The sequence below is a fragment of the Bradyrhizobium sp. Ses1 genome (assembly GCF_059512365.1).
On record NZ_JCAMOQ010000010.1, the window covers coordinates 17,354 to 35,913 of the forward strand.

At 63.5% G+C, this 18,560-nt stretch carries 13 protein-coding genes; 5 read left to right on the forward strand and 8 right to left on the reverse strand.

From position 1 onward, the window contains the following. Positions 1–163: 163 nt before the first annotated feature. Positions 164–982, reverse strand: coding sequence for an alpha/beta fold hydrolase (locus tag AC5ZG5_RS14325; RefSeq protein WP_130226170.1), 819 nt, complete (start codon positions 980–982; stop codon positions 164–166). Positions 983–1,467: 485 nt separating this feature from the next. On the opposite strand from AC5ZG5_RS14325, the gene AC5ZG5_RS14330 reads away from it, so the two are divergent. Then, positions 1,468–2,391, forward strand: coding sequence for a LysR substrate-binding domain-containing protein (locus AC5ZG5_RS14330; protein ID WP_130226202.1), 924 nt, complete (start codon positions 1,468–1,470; stop codon positions 2,389–2,391). A gap of 111 nt (positions 2,392–2,502) precedes the next feature. On the opposite strand, the gene AC5ZG5_RS14335 is transcribed toward AC5ZG5_RS14330, so the two are convergent. Together AC5ZG5_RS14335 and AC5ZG5_RS14340 are read right to left on the reverse strand one after the other, a co-directional pair. Next, entirely contained in the window at positions 2,503–4,227 is a 1,725-nt protein-coding gene (locus AC5ZG5_RS14335) for a SulP family inorganic anion transporter (protein ID WP_456642396.1), read from the reverse strand. Positions 4,228–4,320: 93 nt separating this feature from the next. Then, a complete protein-coding gene (locus tag AC5ZG5_RS14340; protein WP_130226168.1) occupies positions 4,321–4,920 on the reverse strand; it encodes a TetR/AcrR family transcriptional regulator in 600 nt (199 codons plus the stop codon). Between the two features lie 102 nt (positions 4,921–5,022). Here AC5ZG5_RS14340 and AC5ZG5_RS14345 point away from each other — a divergent pair, with 102 nt between their 5' ends. Both AC5ZG5_RS14345 and AC5ZG5_RS14350 read left to right on the forward strand, forming a co-directional pair. Further along, on the forward strand, positions 5,023–6,270 hold the full coding sequence (locus AC5ZG5_RS14345; protein ID WP_456642397.1) for an efflux RND transporter periplasmic adaptor subunit: 1,248 nt from the start codon (positions 5,023–5,025) through the stop codon (positions 6,268–6,270). Positions 6,271–6,508: 238 nt separating this feature from the next. After that, entirely contained in the window at positions 6,509–9,691 is a 3,183-nt protein-coding gene (locus AC5ZG5_RS14350) for an efflux RND transporter permease subunit (protein ID WP_028169158.1), read from the forward strand. Between the two features lie 89 nt (positions 9,692–9,780). Here AC5ZG5_RS14350 and AC5ZG5_RS14355 read toward each other — a convergent pair whose 3' ends face one another. Next, positions 9,781–10,005, reverse strand: a complete 225-nt coding sequence (locus AC5ZG5_RS14355; protein ID WP_130226165.1) for a hypothetical protein — start codon at positions 10,003–10,005, stop codon at positions 9,781–9,783. A 336-nt stretch (positions 10,006–10,341) separates the two neighbouring features. Continuing rightward, positions 10,342–11,142: an SDR family NAD(P)-dependent oxidoreductase gene (locus AC5ZG5_RS14360; protein ID WP_456642398.1), complete on the reverse strand. Its 801-nt coding sequence runs from the start codon at positions 11,140–11,142 to the stop codon at positions 10,342–10,344. A gap of 192 nt (positions 11,143–11,334) precedes the next feature. Between AC5ZG5_RS14360 and AC5ZG5_RS14365 the strand changes: the two genes are divergently transcribed. Both AC5ZG5_RS14365 and AC5ZG5_RS14370 read left to right on the forward strand, forming a co-directional pair. Further along, entirely contained in the window at positions 11,335–14,805 is a 3,471-nt protein-coding gene (locus tag AC5ZG5_RS14365) for an indolepyruvate ferredoxin oxidoreductase family protein (protein ID WP_456642399.1), read from the forward strand. A gap of 177 nt (positions 14,806–14,982) precedes the next feature. Further along, a complete protein-coding gene (locus tag AC5ZG5_RS14370) occupies positions 14,983–15,399 on the forward strand; it encodes a hypothetical protein (RefSeq protein ID WP_456642400.1) in 417 nt (138 codons plus the stop codon). Positions 15,400–16,433: 1,034 nt separating this feature from the next. On the opposite strand, the gene AC5ZG5_RS14375 is transcribed toward AC5ZG5_RS14370, so the two are convergent. The 3 genes from AC5ZG5_RS14375 to AC5ZG5_RS14385 form a co-directional block, all read right to left on the reverse strand. Further along, a complete protein-coding gene (locus tag AC5ZG5_RS14375; protein ID WP_456642401.1) occupies positions 16,434–16,646 on the reverse strand; it encodes a hypothetical protein in 213 nt (70 codons plus the stop codon). A 102-nt stretch (positions 16,647–16,748) separates the two neighbouring features. Then, on the reverse strand, positions 16,749–17,987 hold the full coding sequence (locus tag AC5ZG5_RS14380) for an aminotransferase-like domain-containing protein (RefSeq protein WP_456642402.1): 1,239 nt from the start codon (positions 17,985–17,987) through the stop codon (positions 16,749–16,751). A 61-nt stretch (positions 17,988–18,048) separates the two neighbouring features. Then, the gene (locus tag AC5ZG5_RS14385; protein WP_456642403.1) at positions 18,049–18,513 is read right to left on the reverse strand and encodes a DUF3124 domain-containing protein; all 465 of its coding nucleotides are present in this window, start codon (positions 18,511–18,513) and stop codon (positions 18,049–18,051) included. Positions 18,514–18,560: the final 47 nt, after the last annotated feature.

The following is an 18,560-nucleotide window of genomic DNA, read 5'->3' on the forward strand; positions in this document are numbered from 1 at the left end:
TCCGCTGTACCCCTGATAGCGGTGCGATAGCTGACCTCACCAGAGGTCCGAGTTGGGCCAAAAGCGGCAGTCGCATACCGTGTCGTGAACTGGAAGGAGACGCCGCCTTACAAACGGCATCTCCTTCGTGCGGGAAGGCGATTGACGGAGGAGAGATGCCGGGTCAAGACCTGATGAACGCGAGTAGGTCGGGGTTGAGGACATCCGCATGCGTGGTGAGCATGCCATGGGGATAGCCGGCATAAGTCTTCAGCGAGCCGTTCTTAAGTAAATCGACCGCACGCGGCACTGAACTTGCGAACGGGACGACTTGATCAGCCTGGCCGTGCATCACCAGCACCGGCACGGTGATCTTCTTGAGGTCTTCGGTATAATCTTCGAGCCAAGAGTCGACGGTTGCGTAATGAGCGAGGGCACCGCCGGCCATGCCTTGGCGCCACCAGTTCGCAATGATCGCCTCCGAAGGCTTCGCCCCTTCTTGGTTGTAGCCGTAGAACGGATTCTCAGGGACGAAACGGTAAAACTCCGACCGGTTGCCCAGCACGCCTGCCCGAATCGCTTCGAACCACTCCGGCGGTTGACCGGACGGGTTGTCCTTGCTCCGGTACATGTTCGGCGTCAGCGAAGCGACCAGCGCCGCCTTCGCGACGCGATCCTGGTGCCGAGCGACATAGCGAGCCACCTCACCGCCGCCTGTGGAGTGGCCGATGTGGATCGCGTCGCGCAGGTTGAGATGCTCAGTCAAAGCCGCGAGGTCGGCAACCCAATGGTTCATGTCGTTGCCGGTGCCGGGCTGGTCGGACCGGCCGTGGCCGCGTCGGTCATGGGCGATCACCCGATACCCGTGATGAAGGAAGAACGTCATCTGGGCATCCCAGTCGTCCGCTGTCAGCGGCCAACCATGGCTGAAAACGATCGGCTGACCCGATCCCCAATCCTTGTAGAAGATTTTTACGCCGTCTGTCGTCGTGATCTTGGGCATCGAGGTGCTCCATCTGCGCTATTGGATTTATTCAAAGGTTAGCGGACGGGTGTCTAAAGAAAGCAAGCGAGCCCGAGCTGATCAGGCCACAGATCGCGCCTCCTGGCTTTCCAAAAGACACGATGTTCAGCGGCCTCGCCGGCGAACCCGTTGCCGTGGCAACACCCGATCGCCGACGCGTTGTCGGCGGCTCCGGCGCGGCGCTATTCGCCGCTTTTGCGCGTTCGCGCGCATTTCCCGCTAAATGAGGGAAATCACTCTCGATCGCGCTGCAGAATTGTTGAGGCCGTACCGAATTGCGATCACGCCGTGCCTATCGGCCAGGAGTGCTGGGATCACTTTGCTGAAGACGATACGAGGCTTCGGCGAAGACATTGTTCGTTGTCCTTTTCTTGGTTGAAGACTACGAAACGGTAAATCCCTCTTTGGCTCCTGACCAAGACCTTGTAGGCTTCAAGCTATGCCTGGAAGACATACGAGGGATCATGGAGCTCCGGCATCTGCGCTATTTCATTGCCGTCGCTGAAGAAGGCAGCCTGCTGACCGCCGCCCAGCGGCGACTGAACACTTCGCAGCCATCGCTGAGCCGACAGATCCGCGATCTAGAAGCCGAAGTCGGCGTCCAGCTATTGGAGCGCCAGGCGCGAGGCGTGACGCTGACGGCCGCCGGAAGGGTATTTCTTGATCACGCGCGGCTGGCGCTGCTGCAGGTTGCGGCCGCAACGGAGGGCGCCCGGCAAACAGCGCAACCGCAACGGCCCGTCCTTTCGATGGGTTTTCTCGTCGGGCTGGAGGTGATGTGGCTCCCTCAGCTGCTGCGTATGCTCCGCGAGGAAGCACCCGATGTCGACGTGACGCTCAGTACGCAATCTTCGCCAGAACTCGCACTGGCATTGATGCGGGGAAAGCTGGACATCGCTTTCCTTCGTCCGGAAAAAGACAACGACGGCGTCGTTTTCAAGATATTGGCAAAGGAGCCCTTAATTGCCGTGCTGCCGGCCGAACACCGCTTGGCATCACGGAAGAAGATTCGTCCGCAGGATCTCGCCCGCGAGATCTATGTCAGCTCGGCAAGAACATCGCCGGTCTTGCAGGATGTCATACAGAACTACGCAGCCCGAGTCGGCATTACCCTCAAGGCGAAGTATGAAGGTGAAAACATATCATCGGCCATGTCGCTCGTGGCCTCCACGGGCGGAATTAGCCTCGTCCCGCTCTATGCGCAGAACATGCTTGCACCGAACGTCGTCGCCAGAGCGCTTGAGGGCGGCACTCCAACGGTCGATTTGGCCTTGGGATACAATCAGGCAAATCCGTCGCCCTTGCTACGTCGGCTTTTATCCCGCACGGATGAATTGGTCGCGAACGTCCAGAATCAGAGCATCATCCGATACGTTGAAGCTCAGTAGCTGGCGAAGGTTTACGTCCGCTTTGGGTCACGAGCGGTAATGCTCCGACTGATCATAAGATTTCCGCTTGGTCGTCAGAAGCTGACATGTGCGCCTTTGTGAGCACACACTCTAGCGGCCGGCTTGGTCTTCCCAGTCCTCCCATTCCACATCACTGTTGATGTCCAGGTAGGCGGAAACGGCGGCGCCGACAGTCGGGAAGAAGCTGTCCTCGCCGAGCTGCGCCAATAATCCGAATTTCTTCAGCTTGTCCTTTACGGGATCCTTGAGTTCGGCAAAACGAAGCTCGATGCCCCGCGCGTGCAGTGTCTCGTCCAGCTGGGAAAGTGTATCGCCGGCGGTGACGTCCACGCTGGTGACCGGCTCCGCGGCAACGACCAGCCAGCGCACGGGCGTCGGTGATTTCGCCACGGCATCCATAATGCGCTCGTTGAAGAATTCGGCGTTGGCGAAGAACAAAGGCGCGTCCCACCGAAACAGCACCAGCCCCGGGACCTGGCGTGCATCCGGATATCTGGTGATGTCGTGATAACCTTTGACGCGGTCGGCGCGGCCCAACACGGCCGAATGCGGGCGCCACCCGTCCCATAGAAATTCGGCGATGGCGATGGCGATCGCGAGGCCAATTCCCGGAATCACCCCGAGCACGGCCACGCCGACAAAGCAGACGATCGACAGCCAGAACTCCCATTGCTGGATGCGATAGATCCGTTTGAGGTCGGTGACCTCGAACAACCCGATCGCGGCGGCGATGACGACGGCGGCGAGCGCGCCGTTGGGCAAGTGCTGAAGGAGGTTTGGCGCTACCAGCAGCAGAAGGGCGATGGCCAGCGCGCCGACGACACAAGTCAGTTGGGTGCGGGCGCCGGCGGCTTCGGCAACCGGCGTGCGCGAACTGCTGCTGCTGATCGGAAAGCCCTGGAAAAAGCCGGCTGCCAGATTGGCGGCGCCAAGCCCCACCATCTCCTGGTTGGGATCGGCCTGTGTGTCCAATCGTGCGGCAAAGGCGCGCGAAAGCACGCTGGTGTCGGCGAACGATATCAGCGCGACGGCAGAGCCGCCGAGCACGACCGGCACTATGTCATTGATGCCGATCAGAGGAACGGCGAAGCCCGGCAACCCCTGCGGAAGAGGACCCAGGACGGTGACGCCGTAATGCGGCCCGAGACCCAGCGCACCGACGATGAGCGTCGCCGCGACCACTGCAATCAGGATACCTGGCAGCCGCTTGTTGTTCCGGAGCACGAGAATAATGATCAGGGTGCCGAGACCAATCCCGAAGGCGATCCAGTTGGTCTTGCCTTCAAGGATCGCATCGCCGATTGCCCACAAGCTCCGCAACGGTCCCTCGCTCTCGATGGAGAAACCCAACAGCTTTGGCAGTTGGCTGACCAACACGGTCAGGGCAATTCCGTTCATGTAACCGTAGCGTATCGGCTTGGAGAGAAGCTCGGTCACAAAACCCAGACGCGCGATGCCTGCCAGAATGCATACCGTCCCGGATACGATCGCCATTGCGCCGGCCAAGGTTGCGGCGCGCAGAGGATCGCCACCCGACAGCGGAACGACGACGCCGAGGATGACGGCTGCGAGAGCCGAGTCCGGTCCCAGCACAAGGATGCGGCTGGGCCCGAACAACGCGTAGACCAGCAGCGGTACGATCGTTGCGTACAGACCGTAGATGCCGGGCAAGCCCGATGCTTCCGCGTAGGCAATCCCAACCGGGACCAGCATGGTCGCCAGCACGAGCCCGGCGAAGACATCGTGGCGGAGCGACGCCCCTTCATATCGACTGATGGCGTCGAGACCTGGCAGCCAGCGGCTCCAATGCTTCATCGCCGGTCACTCCCCAACCCGGTCAGGCTCGCACCATTTTCAGATCAAACCCGGCAGAGGTTCAAGCTGAGCGGACGGAGCGGGGCAGGCGACTTACGAATTACTCTGCTCCTCGAACGCCTTCACCGATACCGCGGCGACCTGCCGCAGTGCCTCGCGGTCGGCGCCCGACGAGGCCATCACGCCCATGCCGGCGATGACTGCGGAGAGATAGCGCGCGAGCGCGGCGGGGTCAGCGGTTTCCTTCAGGTCGCCCTCGGCCTTCGCCCTGACGAAGCGCTCGCGGAGCTGGTTTTCGGTCTGCGCCCGATGGGCGGCGAGTTCGAATGGAACGTTTGCCGAGCCGGTGCCGCAGGCAAGACCGCCCTGGACCAGCAGGCAGCCGGGTGGGTTGGCCGGGTCGGTCTGGGTATCGGCGGTGCCCATCAGCATGCGCTCGGCCACCCCGCGGGCGGTCGGCGCGCTCACGATTTCTTCCATCCAGCAGGCGCGTTTGGCGCTATAACGATCGAGCGCTGCCTTCAACAGGCCCTCTTTGCTGCCGAAGGCCGCGTACAGGCTCGGCGGATTTATGCCCATAACTTCAGTGAGTTGCGCGATCGTCGCGCCCTCATAGCCGTGCCGCCAGAACACTTCCATCGCCTGGTCCAGCGCCGCGTCGGCGTCGAACGCCCGGGGCCTGCCCATCGCCATTGCGTGCTCCCTGAAAATTTCTTAACATCCGCTACATAAGTATCTTGCGGACCGGCGTCCAGATCCACATTTGTAGCGCTCACTACATTATGGAGCGCGCAAATGCCCCCCGCCCGTATTACCCCCCGTTCCGGCCGATTCCGACGCATCGTTGGCGGTATTGTGATCGTTGGCGCCGTCGCGGCGGCCGGATCGGTTCTTTCCGGCCGATATTTTTATGCCGCGCAGGCGACCAGCGCGGCCACGGCGCCTGAGCAGGCCGTCGCCGTAACGGTCGCGGCCATCGAGCCCCGACAGGCCAATCTGTGGGACGATTTCTCCGGCCGCCTCGAGGCCATCGACCGTGTCGAGCTGCGGCCGCGTGTCGCCGGCGCGATCCTGGCGACCAACTTCACCGAGGGCTCGCTGGTGAAGGCCGGCGATGTCCTGTTCAAGATCGATCCCGCGCCTTACGCCGCGGAGGTCGACAAGGCCAAGGCGCAGCTCGAGGCCGCCAAAGCGCGTGTGGTCTTCACCACAAGCGAGCTCGAACGCGGCGCGCAGCTCGTCGGCAACGCGGTCGTGACCCGGCGTGACTATGACCAGCGCGACAATGCCAATCGCGAAGCCATCGCCAACGTCAAGGCCGCCGAAGCGACGCTGCAAACCGCAAAGCTGAATCTCGACTACACCGAAGTGCGCGCTCCCGTGGACGGCCGCGTCGGCAAGTTCGAGGTCACCGTCGGCAATCTCGTCGCGGCCGGTACCGCGTCGCCGGTGTTGACCTCGCTGGTCTCGGTCAATCCGATCTATGCCAGCTTCGACGCCGACGAAGAGGTGGTGCTGCGCGCGCTGAACTCGATCGCAGATGCCTCCGGCACGCGCGGCAATCTCGACCGGATCCCGGTGGAGATGACGACGTCCGGCGGCACGACCGCCAAGGGGCATATCCAGCTCATCGACAACCAGGTCAACGGCCAGAGCGGCACCATCCGCGTGCGGGCGGTGTTCCGCAATGAAGACGGGCGCCTGATCCCGGGTCAGTTCGCCCGCGTGCGCATGGGCCAGCCGCAGAAGCAGACGCTTGTGCTGGTTGATGAGCGCGCGATCGGCACCGACCAGGACAAGAAATTCGTGATGGTGGTCGGCGAGGATAGCCGCGCAGTCTACCGTCCGGTCGCGCTCGGTGGCACCGTCGACGGCCTGCGTATCGTCACCTCGGGCCTGAAGCCCGGCGAGCGCATCGTCGTCAATGGCCTGCAGCGCGTGCGCCCCGGCGCTCTCCTGAAATTGGAGATCGCCGAAATGGGCGCGCGGGGCACCCAGCAGGCCGCTGCCGGTAGCAACAATCAGCATCTGGCGCAGCAGTGATGCGTGATGACTTGGCGCTCGATCGATCCGCCGGACTCCACCTCGCCCCGCTCGCGGGGAGGGGTCGGATCGCATCGAAGATGCGATCCGGGTGAGGGGGAACCACGAGTCTATCTCTCACCGTGTTTGCGGAAGCTCCCCTCATCCCGACCTTCTCCCCGCGTGCGGGGAGAAGGAGAAACTCCCCAACTCCTGAATTGATCGCATTGGAAGGCTCCGCACAGGCGGGGGCACACCCATGAATCTCTCGAAATTTTTCATCGACCGCCCGATCTTTGCAGGCGTGCTGTCGGTCCTGATTTTCCTCGCCGGCCTGATCTCGCTGCTCGCGATGCCGATCTCGGAGTATCCCGATGTCGTGCCGCCCTCGGTCGTGGTGCGCGCCACCTATCCCGGCGCCAATCCGAAGGTGATCGCGGAAACGGTCGCGACCCCGATCGAGGAGCAGATCAACGGCGTCGAGAACATGCTCTATATGAGCAGCCAGGCGACCACCGACGGCGCGATGACGCTGACGGTGACCTTCCGCCTCGGCACCGACCCCGACAAGGCGACGCAACTCGTGCAGAACCGCGTGCAGCAGGCCGAGCCGCGCCTGCCGGCGGTGGTGCGCCAGCTCGGCATCATCACCAAGAAGAGCTCGCCCGACCTCACCATGGTCGTGCATCTGTTGTCGCCGAACAACCGCTACGACATGACGTATTTGCGCAACTACGCAGTGCTCAATGTCAAGGACCGGCTGGCGCGGATCGACGGCGTCGGCGACGTCCAGCTCTATGGCGCCGGCGACTATTCGATGCGGGTCTGGGTCGATCCGCAGAAGGCCGCCGAGCACGGCCTGACCGCGAGCGATATCGTCAGGGCGATCCAGGCGCAGAATGTCGAAGCCGCCGCCGGCGTGGTCGGCTCCTCACCGAGCGTCAAGGGCATCGACCTGCAGCTCTCCGTCAACGCCGAGGGCCGGCTTGCCAGCGAAGAGCAGTTCGGTGAGATCGTGGTGAAGACCGGCGCGCGCGGCGAGGTGGTACGGCTGCGTGACGTCGCGCGCATTGAGTTAGGGGCTTCCGAATATGGCCTGCGCTCCCTGCTCGACAACAAGCAGGCGGTCGCGATCCCGATCAACCAGGCGCCCGGCTCCAACGCCCTCGATATCTCCACCAAGGTCCGCGCCACCATGGCCGAGATCAAGAAGAACATGCCCGATGGCGTCGACTTCAAGATCGTCTACGATCCCACGCAGTTCGTGCGTTCCTCGATCGAGGCGGTGGTGCACACGCTGTTGGAAGCGATCGTGCTGGTCGTGCTGGTGGTGATCCTGTTCCTGCAGACCTGGCGCGCTTCGATCATTCCGCTGCTCGCGGTGCCGGTGTCGATCGTCGGCACCTTCGCGGTGATGCATGTGTTCGGCTTCTCCATCAACGCGCTCAGCCTGTTCGGCCTGGTGCTCGCGATCGGCATCGTCGTCGACGACGCCATCGTCGTGGTCGAGAACGTCGAACGCAATATCGAGTCCGGCCTGTCGCCGCGGGAGGCCACCTACCAGGCGATGAAGGAAGTGTCCGGCCCGATCATCGCGATCGCGCTGGTCCTGATCGCGGTGTTCGTGCCGCTCGCCTTCATCTCCGGCCTCACCGGGCAGTTCTACAAGCAGTTCGCGTTGACGATCGCGATCTCGACCGTGATCTCGGCGATCAACTCGCTGACACTGTCGCCGGCGCTCTCGGCGCTGCTGCTGAAGGGCCATCACGAGCCCAAGGACAGGCTGACGCTGATCATGGACAAGGGGCTGGGCTGGTTCTTCCGGGGCTTCAACCGCGTCTTCACGCGCTCCTCGGAGAATTACGGCCGCAGCGTCACCAAGGTGATCTTCGGCAAGGCCGCCGTGATGGGCGTTTATGTGCTCCTGATCGGCGTCACCGCCGTGCTGTTCAAGCAGGTGCCGAGCGGCTTCGTTCCCGGCCAGGACAAGCAGTATCTGGTCGGCTTCGCGCGGCTGCCCGACGGCGCGACGCTGGATCGCACCGAGGAGGTCATCCGCAAGATGAGCGACATCGCGCTGACCCAGCCCGGCGTCGAAAGCTCGGTGGCCTTCCCGGGTCTGTCGATCTCCGGCTTCACCAACTCCTCCAACGCCGGCATCGTGTTCTCGACGCTGAAGCCGTTCGACGAGCGCAAGGACGCTTCGCTCAGCGGCAATGCGATCGCCGCCGAGCTCAACAAGAAATATGCTGGCATCCAGGAAGCTTTCATCGCGATGTTCCCGCCGCCGCCGGTCAACGGTCTCGGCACCATCGGCGGCTTCAAGCTGCAGATCGAGGATCGCGCTGGCCTCGGCTATGACGCGCTCAACGAGGCGACCAAGGCGTTCATGGCGGCGATGTCGAAGGCGCCGGAGATCGCCGGCCTGTTCTCGAGCTTCCAGGTCAACGTTCCCCAGCTCTATGCCGACATCGACCGCACCAAGGCGCTGCAGCTCGGCGTGCCCGTGACGGAGGTGTTCAACACGCTCCAAATCTATTTGGGCTCGTACTACGTCAACGACTTCAACAAATTCGGTCGTACGTACTCAGTCTATGTCCAGGCCGACGCGCCGTTCCGCGCCCGCGCCGACGACATCAGGCAGTTGAAGGTGCGTTCGGCCTCCGGCGACATGGTGCCGCTATCGGCGCTGCTGAAGATCCGCCAGAGCGCAGGGCCAGAGCGCGCGATCCGCTACAACGGCTTTTTGTCCTCGGACATCAACGCCGCTGCGGCGCCCGGCTATTCGTCCGGCCAGGCGCAGGAAGCGGCGACGCGGATCGCCGCCGAAGTGCTGCCGCCGGGCTTTGCCTTCGAATGGACCGACCTGACCTATCAGGAGTTCATCGCCGGCAATTCCGGCCTCTGGGTCTTCCCGCTCGCGATCCTCCTGGTCTTCCTGGTGCTGGCTGCGCTCTATGAAAGCCTGACGCTGCCGCTCGCGATCCTCATGATCGTGCCGATGGGACTATTGGCTGCGATGTTCGGCGTCTGGCTCTCCGGCGGCGACAACAACATCTTCACCCAGATCGGCTTGATTGTGCTGGTGGGATTGTCGGCGAAGAACGCGATCCTGATCGTCGAGTTCGCACGCGAGTTGGAGTTCGCCGGGCGTTCGCCGATCCGCGCCGCGATCGAGGCGAGCCGTTTGCGGCTTCGCCCGATCCTGATGACGTCGATGGCGTTCATCATGGGCGTGCTGCCGCTGGTGCTCTCGACCGGCGCCGGCTCGGAGATGCGTCGCGCGATGGGCGTCGCGGTGTTCTCCGGCATGATCGGTGTCACGATCTTCGGTCTGTTCCTGACGCCGGTCTTCTATGTGTTGCTCCGCAGCGCCACCGGCATGAAGCCGCTGACGCATCACGGCGAAGCGACCATTCCAACAAAGGCCCACGCGGCATGACGCCGCGCGGGCCCGGAGCGTGATCACGCATTACAAAAAGATGAAGCGGGATGGTTTCGAGGAAAAATCATCCCGCTGCGGTCCTCACCTCAAGCGGCGAGGTCCTGCAGCAGTTTCGACGAGCCGCGCACCAGCACCTTGCGTCCGGCAGGTGTTAACGCGAGCGAATCGCCCCGCATCGCGGCGAGCCCGAGCGTGATCAGGCTTTCGACCGCAAACCTGCTTATTCTCGAAGGGTTTGCTGCAGGTGCACGCAACGCTTTGAGAACTTCCCACTGATCCGTCGTCAGCTCGTAGTCGAATTCGTCGTTCATGGTCCCTCGGATTCGTTAACCATCGACGGGGCGCGTATTACCCAGCGCTCGTGAAGAACATGCGACCAGAACGAGTCAGGATTTCGAATTACGGGGATAGACCGTCACATCATCGTGTGGCTGGAATTCTTCAATATTTTCAAGCCATCCATTGAATCTTAACCAGATGATACAGCCGTGCTGCCCCTTCTCCCTCGCCCCGCTCTTGCGGGGAGAGGGGCGGGGTGAGGGGAGTCTCCGCATCTTAGGTTTTGAGAGAAATGCGTTCGCGGAGAGACCCCTCACCCGGCGCTGCGCGCCGACCTCTCCCCGCAAGAGCGGGGCGAGGTAAAGCAGTCAACCGCGCCGTACGCTGGCACCCCCATCCACAGGCAATGTGACACCCGTAATAAAACTCGCTTCATCTGACGCCAGAAACAGCGCGGCGTTGGCGACGTCCCAGCCGGTGCCCATCTTTTGGCGCAGCGGCACCTTGCTGTCGCGCTCGGCCTCGACTTCCGCGCGGCTCTTGTTGAATTCGCGGGCGCGGGTGTCGACTGCCATCGGCGTGTTCATCAGGCCGGGCAGGATCACATTGGCGCGAATGCCGTATTGCGCGTTCTGATAGGCAAGCTGTTCGGTGAAGGCGATCATCGCCGACTTCGTCGCCTTGTAAGCGACGTAAGGGTAGGTCGTGATCGCCGCCATCGAGGAGATATTGATGATGGCGCCGCTGTTCTGCGCGCGCATGATCGGGATCACATGCTTGGCCGCGAGGATGCAGCTCTTGAGGTTGATCGCGACGCAGCGGTCGAACGCCTCTTCGCTGATCTCGAGCAGTTCGGCATCGCCGCCTGCGAGGCTGACGCCGACATTGTTGTGCAGGATATCGACCTTGCCCCAGCGCCGATGCGCGTCCGCCACCATCGCTTTGATCTCGGCGTTCTTCGTCACGTCGGCCCTGAAGGCGACAGCGGTGCCGCCCTTCGCCGCGATCATGTCGACGGTCTCCTGCGCCGATTCGAAATGGTGGTCGACGCACAGCACCTTGGCGCCTTCGCGCGCGAAAGTGAGCGCGGTGGCGCGGCCGTTGCCGATGCCCTCGCCGGGGCTCTGGCCGGCGCCGACGACGATGGCGACACGATCTTGAAGGCGCATCTCTGCTTCACTCCCGCTTTTCGTTCTTGTCCATCGGGGTTCTCCCCGTTGACGATAGCGTTTCAAAGATGCGCGGGGCCGGCAAGGGGGCGGGAGATATGCTGTCAGGCCATGAATGCAGGCCCTTCAACGCATAGCAAAACGGTGCATTTTATGCAGCCATAAAAAGCTTGCACGAACGGGGAGCGAAGCATGTCGCTGATGGAAGTTGGCCTGGACGACAAGTACCGGTTGGACGTCAAACGCATCTTTCTTTCCGGTACCCAGGCGCTGGTGCGGCTTCCCATGCTGCAGCGCGAACGCGATCGTGCGCAGGGACTCACCACAGCGGGTTTCATCTCCGGCTACCGCGGCTCGCCGCTCGGCATGTACGACCACACATTGTGGCGGGCGAAATCTTTCCTCAAGCAGCACGACATCGCCTTCGTCCCCGGCCTCAACGAGGATCTGGCCGCGACCGCGGTGTGGGGCAGCCAGCAGGTCGGCATGTTTCCGGGCGCCAAGGTCGATGGCGTGTTCGGCATCTGGTACGGCAAGGGACCCGGCGTCGACCGCTCGCTCGATGCGCTGAAGCACGCCAATTCCGCCGGCACCTCGCGGAATGGCGGCGTGATCGCGCTCGCCGGCGACGACCATGGCTGCCAGTCCTCGACGCTGGCGCATCAGAGCGAGCAGGTGTTCGCATCGGCGCTGATGCCGGTCGTCAATCCGGCCACGCTGCAGGACTATCTCGACCTCGGCATCCTTGGCTTCGCCTTGTCGCGCTACAGCGGCTGCTGGGTCGGCTTCAAGGCGATCTCGGAGACGGTGGAGAGCTCGGCCTCGATCATCAGCGACCCCGACCGCATCCGCATCGTCACGCCGGATGATTTCGAGATGCCGCCGGATGGCCTCTCCATCCGCTGGCCGGATGCGCCGCTCGAACAGGAGCGCCGCCTGCACGGCCCGAAGATGCAGGCCGTCGCCGCCTTTGCCCGCGCCAACCGCTTCGACCGCATCGTGCTCGACTCCAAGCCGGCGCGGCTCGGCATCATGGCGACCGGCAAGGCCTATCTCGATCTGCGACAGGCGCTGGCTGAGCTTGGTATCACCGACGCCGAGGCGCAAGCGCTCGGTCTTCGCATCTACAAGGTCGCGCTGACATGGCCGCTGGAGGAATCCGGCGCCCGCGCCTTCGCCGAGGGCTTGCAGGACGTGCTCGTGGTCGAGGAGAAGCGTGGCTTCATCGAGGACCAGCTCATCCGCATCCTCTACAATGTGGATGCTTCCAGGCGGCCGTCGGTGGTCGGCAAGCGCGACGAGAGCGGCGCGGTGCTGCTGCCGAGCGAAGGGGAATTGACGCCGACCATGGTCGCTGCCGCTGTCGTCGGGCGGCTGCGCAAGCTCGGCCACCGCAGCCCGATGCTGGAGCAACGCCTCGCCAAGCTGGAGGCCTTCGATCGGCCGGCCGAGGGCATCGGCGCCGCAAAACTGCAGCGCACGCCCTATTTCTGCTCGGGCTGTCCGCACAACACTTCGACCAAGATCCCGGAAGGCAGCCGCGCCATGGCCGGCATCGGCTGTCACGGCATGGCGCTGTCGATCCCGGCGCGCCGCACCGCCACCATCTCGCATATGGGCGCCGAGGGCGTGGCCTGGATCGGGCAGGCGCCGTTCACCGACGAGAAGCACGTCTTCCAGAATCTCGGCGACGGCACCTACACCCATTCGGGCCTGCTCGCACTGCGCGCCGCGGCCGCCGCCGGCGTCAACATCACCTACAAGATCCTCTATAATGATGCGGTCGCGATGACCGGCGGTCAGCCCGCCGAAGGCAGCTTCAACGTGTCGCAGATCGCGCATCAGGTCGCCGCCGAAGGCACCAAGCGCATCGCCATCGTCTCCGACGATCCGACCAAATATCCCGCCAACTATTTCCCCGCCGGTGCCACCATCCATCACCGCCGCGAGCTCGATGCCGTACAGCGCGAGCTCCGCGACATCGCCGGCCTCACGGTCCTGATCTACGACCAGACCTGCGCGGCCGAGAAGCGCCGTCGCCGCAAGCGCGGGCTCTATCCCGATCCGCCCAAGCGTGTCTTCATCAACGAGCGCGTCTGCGAGGGCTGCGGCGATTGCTCGGTGCAATCGAACTGCGTCTCGGTGCAGCCGCTCGAGACCGAATTCGGTCGCAAGCGTCGCATCGACCAGTCCAACTGCAACAAGGATTACTCCTGCATCGAGGGCTTCTGCCCGAGCTTCGTCACCGTCAACAATCCCAAGCTGCGCAAGGCCGACCGCGCCGCTACCGATCCGTCGGCACTGTTTAAGGATTTGCCGACGCCGAAGCCGCAGGCGCTGTCCGGCCCCTACAATATTCTCGTCACCGGTATCGGCGGCACCGGCGTCATCACCATCGGCGCGCTGCTCGGCATGGCCGCCCATGTCGAAGGGCTCGCCTGCTCGACGCTCGATTTCACCGGCCTGTCGCAGAAGAACGGCGCGGTCATGAGCCATGTCCGCCTTGCGCCGCGTGCGGAGGATCTCGCCAGCGTCCGCATCGCCGCGGGCGGCGCCAATCTGATCCTCGGCTGCGACATCGTGGTCGCGACCAGCGTCGCGGCGCTCAGCCGGGCCGAACGCGGCGTGACGCGCGCGATCGTCAATGCCGACCTGCTGCCGACCGCGAGCTTCGTGATGAATCCCGACCTCGATTTCGAGGCGGGCGCGATGCGTGACACGCTGAGCCAAGCCGTCACCTCGTCCGACCTCGACATCCTCGACGCCACCGGCCTTGCCACCGCGCTGATGGGCGACAGCATCGCCACCAACGCCTTCCTGCTCGGCTTCGCCTTCCAGCGCGGCGCGGTGCCGATGTCGCTGGAGGTGCTGATGAAGGCGATCGAGCTGAACGGCGCCGCCGTCGAGATGAACAAGATGGCCTTCTCATGGGGCCGGCTCGCCGCGCACGACCTGGCGCGCGTCGTCAGCGCCGCGCGCTTCAAAACGTCGAGCGCGGCGCCGGCACGGCGCACGCTCGACGAGACCATCGCCTTCCGCACCAAGTTTCTCATTGACTATCAGGACGAGGCCTATTCGCAGCGTTACCTCGCCGACGTCGCGCGGGTGCGGGCCGCCGAGACGGCAGCGGCCCCCGGCTCACATGAGCTGACGGAGGCGTTTGCAAAAGGCCTGTTCAAGCTGATGGCCTACAAGGACGAGTACGAGGTCGCGCGGCTCTATACCGATGGCGAATTCGCGAGGGCGTTGAAGGAGCAATTCGACGGCGAGCCCGGGTTGAAGGTGCTGCTCGCCCCGCCGCTGTTCGCGCGTCGCGACAAGGTCACCGGACATCTGCAGAAGCGCGAGTTCGGGCCCTGGGTGTTCAGCGCGTTCAGGCTGCTGGCGCGGCTGAAACGCTTGCGTGGTTCCGCGCTCGATATCTTCGGCTACACCGCCGAGCGGCGGATGGAGCGGGCGCTGCCGGGCGAATATTCGGCGATGATCCTGCGCCATCTCGGCAACAAGCCGCTCGATTTGCCGCGCTTGGTGGCGCTGGCGAAGGCTGCGGAGTTGGTACGCGGCTACGGCCACGTCAAGGAAGCGAACGTCGCTCGCTATCGCCAGGAGTGCCAGCGGCTCGAAGCTGCGATCGGTCAGCCGGTCGCGCAGGCGGCCGAGTAGGTTCCGATCCGGTCCGGTGCTTGGGCTGATTCTTGAGCCTATTCTTGGGCCGCAGGAAGCAACCTGCGGCCATTGTTTTCGTTGACCGGTAACCGTGCCCACAGGATCGGCTGGAATTGTCCGGCCGGCTTCCTACATGATGGGCGTGTCCACTTGGAGTCATTTCGGAGGCGTTCGGTGAGCTCCAGAAATGCAGTTCTGGCCGCCGTTGCCACCGCCGCCCTGGTCCTGAGCGTCCCGGCGCTGGCGGACGATTATCGCCCCGGCGACTATTTCAATCTCGACCTCTCCAAGGCCGTGCTGTCGCCCAAGCGCCTCGGCCCGCCGACCGAGTTCGCGCCGGTTCCCGTCGAAGCCAAGAGCGATCACAATGATGCTGCACATGTGGTCACGGAACCGAAGCCGGTAGAGACGAAAAGGGTCAGGGCGGCGCGTGCTGCGCCTGCGCCTGAGCGGTCGGTGCGCACCGAGCGCCGCGTTCCCGCCCGCGCCAAGCTTGCCCGCCGCCATGGCAACCCGCTCAACGCCCAGGCTCGCGACACCCGCATCCAGACCTGGCCCTGCCGCTCCGGCGGCATCTGCAACTGGCGCTGAGATCCTGGCCGAGCCCATTTGACTCTCTCCGTCATTCCGGGGCGTCCGAAGGACGAGCCCGGAATCCATCAGGCCGCAGGCGCAGGTGGAGAGATAGATTCCGGGCTCGATGCTGGCGCATCGCCCCGGAATGACAAGTCCCCGTCATTGCGAGCGGAGCGAAGCAATCCATCTCTCGGCTTGCGGCGCTATGGATTGCTTCGCTGTGCTCGCAACGACGATGTGGCTGCTTCGGGTGCGACACATCAACCCGACGGGCAAATCAGCCAAAAGTCTGTCCAGTCCCCGCGCAATAAACATTCCGCTTCCGTCGTCGGGCAAATCAGTGATTTAACTCCGCGCGTCTCATCCGAATGAGGGGCGGCTCGCGATCGTCACGAACGTTGCGGTGAGATGCGGTGGACGAGAGTGTTGCGACTGACGAGCGTGACACTCGCGGACGGCGAAGTCGCGTGGTCCTGGCGCCCCGACGCTGGCGCTAAACTGGCGGAGAATGATCCGCGAGTGATGGTGGCAAGAAAGCCCGGTCACCAAGGAGAGCGCGAAGGAAACCGTAACACCATCGCGCAGGGAAAGCCGGAATGCTTCGGTTGAACCTGTGGTCCTACCCCCGTGCTTTTTGTTGCACGGGACCCACGGGTGCAACCAGCACCCGGCTTTCCCTGCGCCCTCTTTATTTCGAGGAGGGTGAAACGAGACGCAAAGCTCGGGCGCAAGGCGCCGCGAGAATGCGGATGCATATCCACTCACTCCACCGTCATGCCCGCGAAGGCGGGCATCCAGTATCCGGCAGCCTCTCGGTCCAAGCACGACTGCCTCTGGAATACTGGATCATCCGCCTTCGCGGATGATGACAGCGGAGAGCTGTTGGACATTTGAGGCATGATCTCTCCTCCCGTCGTCTCCCAGGCTTGACTCGCGCGGCTTGCTCCATCGCGATGGGTTTCGCTTCGCTCTACCCATCCTACGCGCATCGCACTTCGTGTTGCCCGCAAAAAAAGAATGGCCCCTTGCGGAGCCATTCCTGTCGCACCTCAGTAGCCGTAATTGTGATGGTGCTTCTTGATGATCACCACCTTGTCGTGATGGCGATGATGCCAGCCGGGGCCGCGCATCTCGGCGTGAGCGCCGCGCCAATGACGATGATGGTCGCCACGCTTGATCACGACCGTCTCCGCATTGGCGATCGACGGAATTGCAACGGCAATCGCGCCGAGCGCTGCAAAGACGTAAGCAAGTTTCTTCATAATGTCCTCCTCCATGTGCCGAGACTAAACGGCACTTGCTGCGGAAACGTTCCGTGGGAATTCGGGGAGAATTCTGAACAACTGTTCAGCAAGCAACTGCGTTCAGCGCTGCGCGCGCTCGATATTGCCGCTGCGCGTCGGCACGCCGAATTCGCGCCGGCAGACATCGGCGAGGACTGCCACACCTTCGCGGATTTGCTGATGCGAGGGGCTCGCGAAGCACAGCCGCAGCCGGCTGCCGGACCACGCCTTGTTGGTCGACCATTCCGGTCCCGGATTGATGGAGACGCCTGCGGCGAGCGCCGCCTGATAGAGCTTGAGCGTATCGACATGATCCGGCAGCTTGACCCAGAGGAAGATGCCTCCCTTCGGCTCCTCGAATTCCGCGACGGTGCCGAACTGCTCGCTCAGCGCCTCCATCAGCGTATCGAGCTTGGCACGCAGGCCGCGCGTCAGCTCCGGGACATGGGTCGCAAAACGGGGCGCGCAATATTCCGCGAGCACCATCTGCTCCAGCGCGCCGGAGCCTGCGTCCGTCTTCAGCGCCAGCATCCGCGACATCACCTCCCAGGGCGCGACGATGAAGCCGACGCGCAAGGCGGGCGCGATCGATTTCGAGAACGAGCCGATATGGATCACGCCGCCCTGCTGGCTCATGGCATAGATCGCGGGCGGACGCTCGCCGCTCCAGGTGAGGTCGGCGTAGCAATCGTCCTCGAAGATCGGCACGCCATAGTCGCGCGACAGCTTCAGCATCTCGGCGCGGCGGCTCTCGGGCAGGATCGTGCCGGTCGGGTTCTGCACGGTCGGGATGGTGTAGATATATTTCGGCGTGATGCCGCGCCGCTTGTGGTCGGCGAGCGCGGCAGCCAGCGCATCGATCCGGATGCCGTCCTGGTCGAGGGGAATGCCGACGGCATTGATGCCGAGCCGTGTGAGCCGGTTCAGCGAGCCCTGATAGGTCTCCTGCTCGATCAGCACGGTGTCGCCCTTCGCCAGCAGCGTGTGGTTGACGAGGTCGAGCGCCTGCAGCGAGCCGGAGACGATCAAGATGTCATCGGCCGTGCAGTCGATGCCGGCATCGCGCTTGAGCTTATGGATCAGGAATTCGCGCAAGGGCCGATACCCTTGCGGGCCGTGGGCGAGGTTATAGGTCGCGAGCGCCTTGCCCTCGCGCCTCAGCACCGCGTTGACCGCCTCGATCAGCCCGTCGACCGGAACCCCGTCCGGATCGTTGTTGCCGCCGACAAAGCTGTACTTGGCAAGCCCGGTCCACTTGGCGGCCGGTGCCGGCAGGCCGGCGGGCAACAGCGGCGCGAAATCGAATTGGGCTGACGACATGGACATTCACTCCCGTGTTGTTGTCGTTGAGAAGGCCCGGAGAAAGTCGATGGCCCTCTTGCTAGTTCTTACTGATGATCCTGATCGGTCGTCCCTGGCTGATGAAGGCATAGTGCCCCGGGCCGACGCTGCCAACCATCAGCGCTTCGACAGCGGGTTCGGCGATCTCGCCGGCTGCCGCCCAGTCCACCACGAAATTGGCGCCGGTGCCGCCGCGCACGTCGGAGGTGGGGATGAAGACCTCGATGGTTGCGAACGGCTTCAGCGCGATCGGCGCCTTGAGGTAGCTTTCAACCGGCTTGCCTTCGGTGTCGAAATAGGCGATCCGCTTCAATACAAGGGGCTTGGTCTCGGAGGTGTTGTGGACACTCAATGTCACCGAGAAATCGGCCCTGAGCCTGCCTTGGCTCATCGAAACACTGGAATAGACTGGGACGTAGAAAGAGCCGGAAACGACGAGATTCTCGGCGGGAACAGCCGTCAGCGAACTCGCAAAACCCTGCTCGATGCTGCCGCTTTGCGCCACAGAGGGGCGGGATGCGGTCAGCGATGCCAGAATCGCCAGAAACAGGC

Coding starts and splice junctions, on each gene's coding strand:
- AC5ZG5_RS14325 (WP_130226170.1), bottom strand. CDS start 982: ATGCCCAAGATCACGACGACAGACGGCGTAAAAATCTTCTACAAGGAT.
- AC5ZG5_RS14330 (WP_130226202.1), top strand. CDS start 1,468: ATGGAGCTCCGGCATCTGCGCTATTTCATTGCCGTCGCTGAAGAAGGC.
- AC5ZG5_RS14335 (WP_456642396.1), bottom strand. CDS start 4,227: ATGAAGCATTGGAGCCGCTGGCTGCCAGGTCTCGACGCCATCAGTCGA.
- AC5ZG5_RS14340 (WP_130226168.1), bottom strand. CDS start 4,920: ATGGCGATGGGCAGGCCCCGGGCGTTCGACGCCGACGCGGCGCTGGAC.
- AC5ZG5_RS14345 (WP_456642397.1), top strand. CDS start 5,023: ATGCCCCCCGCCCGTATTACCCCCCGTTCCGGCCGATTCCGACGCATC.
- AC5ZG5_RS14350 (WP_028169158.1), top strand. CDS start 6,509: ATGAATCTCTCGAAATTTTTCATCGACCGCCCGATCTTTGCAGGCGTG.
- AC5ZG5_RS14355 (WP_130226165.1), bottom strand. CDS start 10,005: ATGAACGACGAATTCGACTACGAGCTGACGACGGATCAGTGGGAAGTT.
- AC5ZG5_RS14360 (WP_456642398.1), bottom strand. CDS start 11,142: ATGCGCCTTCAAGATCGTGTCGCCATCGTCGTCGGCGCCGGCCAGAGC.
- AC5ZG5_RS14365 (WP_456642399.1), top strand. CDS start 11,335: ATGTCGCTGATGGAAGTTGGCCTGGACGACAAGTACCGGTTGGACGTC.
- AC5ZG5_RS14375 (WP_456642401.1), bottom strand. CDS start 16,646: ATGAAGAAACTTGCTTACGTCTTTGCAGCGCTCGGCGCGATTGCCGTT.
- AC5ZG5_RS14380 (WP_456642402.1), bottom strand. CDS start 17,987: ATGTCGTCAGCCCAATTCGATTTCGCGCCGCTGTTGCCCGCCGGCCTG.